The following is a 7,848-nucleotide window of genomic DNA, read 5'->3' on the forward strand; positions in this document are numbered from 1 at the left end:
TAAAGAAGACATTCTTGTCGGATACAGATGGTATGACACGAAAAAGGTGAAGCCTTTGTTCCCGTTTGGCTATGGCTTGAGTTATACTGAGTTCGAGTACGGAAAGGCTGTGCTTTCTGCTGACCGGATGACGGCTTCCAGCAGTATCCGGCTTTCATGTACGGTGAAAAACACAGGCCGGGTAGCCGGAAAAGAAATCGTCCAGCTTTATGTGGGCGATGAAAAATGCAGTGTGCCTCGCCCGCTGAAAGAATTGAAGGGATTCCGGAAAATTTCTTTGCAGCCTGGCGAAGAAGCAACGGTTGACTTTACCGTTACTCCTGATATGCTGAAGTTTTTCGATGACGAGAAGCATGAATGGCGCGCGGAGTCCGGCAAGTTCAAACTGTATGTAGGAGCTTCGTCGGCGGATATACGTAGCGTGGCGGAGTTTGTTTATGAATAAATGGTGGTTTGTTAGCTGTTTTTTACGGCTTATTTACGGAGTTTCTGGGGAGGCTGTCTCAAATAAACTTTGAGATGGCCTTTTTTATGTCTGCAAAAAAAATCGGGCAGGTCCTAACTTCGCTCAGTCAGAACTTGCCCGTCTCCCTAAATTTTTGTATCTTAGGGAATCAAGTCAATATATCCCAAAGATAATGTTTAAAAATTACACATCCAACGATAATCTGCTTTTACCTCCGTGTTTAGGCGATTTTATTCCCCAGAACGATCCGGTCCGGGTTGTTCACCGTATCATTGAACAGATAAACCTCGAAGAACTTTACCGCAGGTATTCTCCTAAAGGCTGTTCTGCATACCACCCGCGCATGATGCTTCAGATCCTTGTCTACGCTTATCTGCGTAATATCTATTCCAGCCGTCGCATAGAAGAGTTCTGCCGCAATGACATCCGCTTCATGTGGCTTACCGGCAATGTGACTCCTGACCATAACACCATCAACCGTTTCCGCAGCAGCCGGCTGAAGGATGTACTCAAGACAATATTTGCCACCATCGTGAAGTTCCTCGTAGCGGAAGGCTTTGTAAGTCTGGATGTGGCCTGTACCGACGGGACGAAGATGGAGGCGGACGCCAACCGTTATACGTTCGTCTGGGGCAAGTCCATACATACCCGCATATCCAGAATCGCGGAACAGCTTGAGGAGATATGGCAGTACGCCGAGTCCGTCACCAAGCAGGAACTGCGTGATTCCGCTCCCCTTACATATCAGGATATCACTCCGGAGAAAGTGGAAAAGGCGCTCTACCAGATAGACGATGCCCTGAACGGAGTGGACGCGGACAGAAAAATGAAAGCGAAGGTAAGACGTGTAAGGAAGTCATGGCCTGAACAGCTCAGGAAATATGAATCACAGGGAAAGATACTTGACGGACGCAACAGTTACTCAAAGACAGACAACGACGCTACTTTCATGCGCATGAAGGAGGACCACATGAGGAACGGGCAGCTCAAACCCGGATATAACCCCCAGATCAGTACCAACAGGCAGTTCATTCTGAACTATACCATCCATCAGTGTGCGGGTGATACCTCCACCTATCCTTTACATATGGATGACTTCCATTCCCTTTACGGCAGATACCCTGACGTATCTGTCTGTGATGCAGGGTACGGAAGCGAGGAGAACTATCTGTATGCCTTCAGACATGGTATTAAAACCTTCATAAAGTACAACTATTTTCATAAGGAACAGAAAAGGAACTTCCGGAACGACCCCTTCCTGTCTGCCAACTTTTATTATAATGAAGAAACCGACGGCATGTATTGTCCGATGGGACAGAGAATGGAAAGACTCTCCGATGCAAAGAGGATAACAGACAACGGTTTTGTGCAGACCATATCAAGATACAGGGCACGTAACTGTAAGGGCTGCCCGCTAAGATGCCGGTGTCACAGAAGCCGGTCGGAAAGGATTGTGCAGGTAAACCACCGTCTGAGGAAAATCAAGGAAAGGGAACGTGAAAAGCTGCTCTCTGATGAAGGCCTGAAATATCGCAGCCAGCGACCGCAGGATGTGGAAGCCGTATTTGGAAACCTCAAGAACAACAAGCACTTCAAGAGGTTCCATCTTCGTGGGCTTAAGAAGGTTGAAATTGAGTTCGGCCTGCTGGCCATTGCACATAATCTTGCAAAAGCAGCCTCTTAGGAGGCTTATGGCAACGAAAAAACAGTTTGAAAGGATGAAATCTTCAAAAGTAAGTTTATAAACTCATCTTTTGAGAGAAATCCAAATGACTTCAATCTGAAATGAAACAACAGAGGCCATCTCAAGTTTATTTTGAAACAGCCTCTTTCTTTTTTTAAGGGGAGATTCGGCTAGAGGCTGGATATTCTAATAGAAACACGGCTCTTTCATTTAAGCTTAGAAGAAGGTATATAATCCCCCCACCCACTTTTATGGGAAGCAGGAACTTTGGTATATTTGATACCCAAGACGTTACGAATCCTCTGAAATTACAAATTATTTCATTTTTGAGCCAGCATATGTATTATTGCGGTAAAGTTCATGGAAAGTTCTCCGATAAGTTCGGCCGTTCCCTTTGCCTTGTCAGAGAGCTTTTTCCTTTTGCCTTTCCATATCGAGAGTATTGCCAGTACCATCCTCTGTATCGTGTCAAGGTTTCTGGCGTACCTTGCATCTTTCCGTCTGATAAAGTCCTGCCTCAGGTTGCGGTCAAGGTCCCAGTGCATGCTTTCTATTGCCCAATGCATTCTGGCTATTGTGCCCAGCCGCCGGGCACTTCCGTGAAAACTGGAGACATAGAACCTTCCTTCGGAAGATTTCTGACCGTCAGATTTCCTTTCCGTTGCAGTCCGTATTTCGACAACCGTCAGATCTCCATTCCACTTTTCCCTGTCCGTAATCAGGTCATTTCCACGAAAGATGCGGCATACCCTGGTCTCTATCCTGCCATGTTCAAGGAAAGGCCCTTCCGAATATACATCCACAGGCTCTGCAAGCCCGACATTGTCCTCAATCCCATATCGCAAAGTCCTCTGGTTCGCCTTCAGCTCGATAAGGAAATCACCGCCTTTTTCCCGGATTTTGTCTATGATGGCTTTCTGGAAGGACATGGCGTCCGCCGTAACTATGCATCCCGACACATCCACCTTGTCCAGCAGTTTGGGCACGGAAGTTATCTCGTTGCTTTTTTCTTCGCACATGTCCGTGGCAAGAGTGACACCTCCTTTAAGGGAATAGGCTGACACGATGTCGGGGTTGCGTCCGTTTTCAAGTATCGTCCCTCTCATCGCCTTGCCGTCAATACAGAGGATGTCCACGGCAAAACCGACAAGTTCAGCATGGAAAGCGGCAGTAAATTCAGACATCCGTTCAGACATGGCTTCATCATCTATATGTTTGAATACACGGCAGAGCGTAGGCTCAGAAGGCACGCCCTCCAACAAAATCCCTAAAGAGCGGAAGCGTTTCAGATTACGCTCGCCGAATCTGATTATATCCGGCCTTGTTATACACTTGCCCAGCCGTCCGAGTATTACAAGAAGAAGAATATCTTCCAGCTTGTGTTTGTAGTTTCCCTTGTCTGTCCTGCGGTAATCCGGCACTGATTTCACAAATTCTTTCAGATGTTTCATTATGCTGCCACTATGGCGGAATGCATGTTTCTTTTTAATATATTAAACGCGCAAAATGTTGCATATCAGCAAAATAAATTGTATTTTCGCATAGCGAAAATTAAGGCGGAAATCAAAAAAACGACCTCTGTCGCATTGGATTTCCGCCTACAAAAATAATTTTATATGAACGATAAAAAGAAACACCGGAAGCGGTGCTTCCTGCATCGTTGTACGCAAAAATAATGGTTTTCGGAGAATAACAAGGATTATGGAGATTATTTTAAATGAAAGAGCCGTGCGTACTCTGGCAAATTTTTTGCAAAAATCATTGTCATGTAATAAATTTTTGTAACTTTAGCCTTTGAGGATATAGTGGCAATTACTTTAATGTTGTATTTGGACACTATAAATGCAATGCTTTTATTGTTATATTTCTAATTTTCAGATTCTTATATCGGATCCACGTTGAATTAGGCTATAAAGAGTGAAGATATGATGCAGAAGGAAAATAAAGAGGACTCCATGTCAAACTACTCCGAAGAAGTACAAGCCATTATAGACCGTATGCCTACCCAATGGGTCAAATGGTTTGCTCTGTGCGTAGGAAGTTTGATTGGAATCGTTATTTTATTGAGTTTCTGGATTAAATACCCAGATACGGTAGAAGGAGAAGTTTCTGTAACAGCAACCAAAGCACCTGTCAGATTAGTAGCAAACAACAGTGGACGTATGCAATTACTGGTAAAAAACAGACAATCAGTAAAGAAGAACGAAGTAATTGCATTCATCGAGAGTGGAGCTGATTATCATCATGTGTTGCAAGTAGAAGCTTTGCTTTTTAACCTTTATGCCGACCACGAAGCAAATTACCCGCTACCGGATAGCCTGCTACTGGGTGATGTAAGCACGGCATATAATTCGTTTTATATATCGTATAAACAATATAGGCAACTACTCACCTCAGATTTGTATGCCACGATGCGCATAAGCCTACAACAGCAAATCGAAATAGACAAAGAAATTGAAGACAATTTGCACAAGGAGATTGCTTTAAAAAAACAGGTGTTGGAAGCAATGGGCAAGCGTTTGGAAAAAGACAGCATCTTGTATGCAGCCAAAGGCATCAGCCAACAAGAGTATTTGGAAAAAGAATCCAACTACTTTTCTTTGCAAGAAACATTGCTAGCATTGGAAAGCAACTGTTTAATAAAACAATCTGAAATCAGACAAAGTCAAATAGAAATACAACGCACATTACTGGAAGAACAAGAAAACAAAGAAAAAGCCTTTGCCGAACTGGTAGCCCAACAAAATGTACTGTCCAACGCTATCAGCGTATGGAAAGAAAAATATATGGAAATAGCCCCGATTACAGGTGAGGTGGAGTACCTGGATTTCTGGAAAGACAACAGCTTCGTACAAGCCGGACAAGAACTGTTTACCGTCATACCAACCCGAAACGATATAGTAGGAGAAGTCATGATCGCTTCATATGGGGCAGGAAAAGTAAAAGAAGGACAAACTGCCAATGTAAAAATAAACAATTATCCTTACGAAGAATACGGAATGCTGAAAGGCAAGGTGCATTCTATCTCGCGTTTGACTAACAAGATGGAAACCAACAATAACATAATCGATGTATATTTGGTGGAAATCGTATTCCCTGATGGATTGGTCAGCAATTTTGGCAAGACACTTCCATTGGATTTTGAAAGCAAAGGTACAGTAGAAATCATAACAAAACGAAAAAGATTAATAGAACGTTTATTCGATAATCTTCGGTCAATAGGAGAAAAGTAAATATGAGATGGAAAAGGTTTCCAGTAGAATATCAGATGGACTCGCAAGACTGCGGACCAGCATCGTTGAAAATTATAGCCAAGTATTTCGGACGTTATTACTCCCTACAATACTTGCGGGACCGCTGCGGAATTACAAAAGAAGGTGTCTCTTTGCTAGATATTAGCACTGGAGCTGAAAGCATCGGACTACGCACTCTTGCCATTAAATGTACATTAAACGACGTTGTATCGAAAGTGCCACTACCTGCCATTGTGTTTTGGAATGAGAACCATTTTGTGGTAGTGTATAATGCAGATAAGAAATATATTTGGATATCCGACCCAGCCAAAGGACGTGTAAAATACACCCACGAAGAATTTCGCAAAGGATGGTATCCCAAGGGAGAAGAAAACGGTGTATTGCTTGCCGTAGAGCCGACTGTGGACTTCCAAAAAAGCGAAGCTGAAAAGACGCAACGCAAATCTACCTTTAGCGGCATACTGAGATACTTTTTCCCATATAAAAAACAGTTCGGCCTGGTCTTAGGTATCATGTTAGTGGTTACTTTATTGCAAGCAGTCCTTCCTTTCATATCGAAGGCTGTCATCGATGTAGGAATTAAAACCTCGGACGTGAACTTCATTCACATGGTGTTATTCGGCAACATTTGCATACTGGCAAGTGTCATGGCATTCAATGTACTACGCGACTGGGTGCTTCTACATATTACTTCGCGAGTGAACATTGCTTTGATATCTGATTATTTGATTAAGTTGATGAAATTGCCGGTAACATTCTTTGAAAATAAACTGCTGGGCGATATCCTGCAACGCGCACAAGATCATGAACGTATTCGCAGTTTTATCATGAATAATTCGCTGGCTTTAATATTTTCTTCACTAACGTTTGTTATCTTTGCAATCATATTGTTGGTTTACAATACAAATATCTTCTACATCTTTTTAGCAGGATCCGCATGTTACATCGTTTGGGTGTTACTATTTTTATCTATCCGCAAAAAATTAGATTGGGAATATTTTGAATTGCTCTCCAAAAACCAGAGTTATTGGGTAGAAACTGTATCTGCCATTCAAGACATCAAAATATTCAATTATGAAAAATACCGCCGTTGGAAATGGGAAGAGATACAAGCAAGATTGTATCATGTAAATAAGAAAGTACTGACTGTGACCAATGCACAAAATCTTGGCGCACAATTCATTGAAGGAATGAAAAATATGGCCATTGTGTTTTATTGCGCCGTAGCTGTCATTAATGGAGAAATCACATTTGGCGTCATGATATCCACACAATTCATCTTAGGTATGTTAAATGGCCCATTGATACAATTCATTAATTTCGTAGTTTCAGCCCAATATGCCAAAATCAGTTTTTTGCGCATCAACGAAATACGCGAATTGGAAGATGAAGAAGACTTGCTCTCCATCGGTTCAACAACCGTCATGCCGGAGAAAAAAGACATAACGCTGGAGAACGTCTTCTTCCAATATACTCCGAATGGCTCTATGATCCTGCGAGATGTCTTCTTACGCATCCCAGAAAAAAAAGTAACAGCTATTGTGGGAGGTAGCGGAAGCGGAAAATCAACATTGCTGAAATTATTGGTTCGACTTTATAAACCCACTCACGGAGAGATAAAAATGGGGGGTATGAATGTTACAGCCATCAACTTGCGGCAATGGAGGGATTTATGCGGGGTAGTGATGCAGGATGGAAATATTTTCAGCGATACGATTTTAAACAACATAGTGTTAGATGATGACCACATCGACTATGACCGCCTGCGCGAAGTATGCCGTACGGCACAATTGGAAGAAGAAATCAACAGCATGCCTAAAGGATTTGAAACTATGATAGGAGAAACAGGGCGTGGATTAAGCGGTGGACAAAAACAGCGATTACTAATAGCACGTGCACTTTACCAAGACCCAGAGTTCTTATTTTTAGACGAAGCGACCAATTCATTAGACGTGATGAATGAACGGAAAATCGTAGAAGCTTTAAACAATGCTTTCAAGCAACGAACCGTGGTAGTGATTGCACATCGGTTAAGTACAATACAACATGCAGATCAAATCGTTGTCCTAAACCAAGGATATATTGCGGAAATAGGAAATCATCAGACTTTAATGGAGAAAAAAGGATTATACTATCAACTGGTGGCCACACAAGCTACAGTTAATCCTTGTATACCGTCCTCAACCATATAGAACATACTGTGCAGATTTTAAGGCTTATTTTAGCATCCAAACATTATAGTCCGATAGAACTGGACTAAATTTCATGTTATCACCTTCCATTCAACCTTCTGTAGCTATCTATTTGAGCTATTTTCTTGCTTTCTGCCACCATAGCCCTCTACTAGCCTATAAAGCGAGAAAATAGCTCAAAATATCCCTCAAGCAGAAAAGAATAAATCTTAAGACAGACTGACAACGCATATTTTCACAATCATTTTATTA

Annotated in this window: 5 protein-coding genes; 4 read left to right on the forward strand and 1 reads right to left on the reverse strand. The window is 42.3% G+C overall.

Translation table 11 applies throughout. The features are described 5' to 3' along the window. Window positions 1-445 (forward strand): fibronectin type III-like domain-contianing protein (locus NW212_RS14900; RefSeq protein WP_258339402.1); only part of this gene is annotated, 445 nt, incomplete at its 5' end. Window positions 446-638: 193 nt separating this feature from the next. Continuing rightward, window positions 639-2,150 (forward strand): IS1182 family transposase, encoded by a 1,512-nt coding sequence (locus NW212_RS14905; RefSeq protein WP_258339403.1) that lies wholly within the window; start codon window positions 639-641, stop codon window positions 2,148-2,150. Between the two features lie 320 nt (window positions 2,151-2,470). On the opposite strand, the gene NW212_RS14910 is transcribed toward NW212_RS14905, so the two are convergent. Further along, window positions 2,471-3,601, reverse strand: coding sequence for an ISAs1 family transposase (locus tag NW212_RS14910; protein WP_258339404.1), 1,131 nt, complete (start codon window positions 3,599-3,601; stop codon window positions 2,471-2,473). Window positions 3,602-4,075: 474 nt separating this feature from the next. Between NW212_RS14910 and NW212_RS14915 the strand changes: the two genes are divergently transcribed. Together NW212_RS14915 and NW212_RS14920 are read left to right on the forward strand one after the other, a co-directional pair. Beyond that, window positions 4,076-5,383 (forward strand): HlyD family secretion protein, encoded by a 1,308-nt coding sequence (locus NW212_RS14915; RefSeq protein ID WP_375338002.1) that lies wholly within the window; start codon window positions 4,076-4,078, stop codon window positions 5,381-5,383. 2 nt (window positions 5,384-5,385) lie between these two features. Next, the gene (locus NW212_RS14920) at window positions 5,386-7,596 is read left to right on the forward strand and encodes a peptidase domain-containing ABC transporter (RefSeq protein WP_258339405.1); all 2,211 of its coding nucleotides are present in this window, start codon (window positions 5,386-5,388) and stop codon (window positions 7,594-7,596) included. Window positions 7,597-7,848: the final 252 nt, after the last annotated feature.

It is taken from the genome of Bacteroides sp. ET225, assembly GCF_024733745.1.
Taxonomy (GTDB): domain Bacteria; phylum Bacteroidota; class Bacteroidia; order Bacteroidales; family Bacteroidaceae; genus Phocaeicola; species Phocaeicola excrementipullorum.

Bases quoted from the DNA above. Each gene is read 5' to 3' on its own strand.
- NW212_RS14905 (WP_258339403.1), top strand. From the start codon at position 639: ATGTTTAAAAATTACACATCCAACGATAATCTGCTTTTACCTCCGTGT.
- NW212_RS14910 (WP_258339404.1), bottom strand. From the start codon at position 3,601: ATGAAACATCTGAAAGAATTTGTGAAATCAGTGCCGGATTACCGCAGG.
- NW212_RS14915 (WP_375338002.1), top strand. From the start codon at position 4,076: ATGATGCAGAAGGAAAATAAAGAGGACTCCATGTCAAACTACTCCGAA.
- NW212_RS14920 (WP_258339405.1), top strand. From the start codon at position 5,386: ATGAGATGGAAAAGGTTTCCAGTAGAATATCAGATGGACTCGCAAGAC.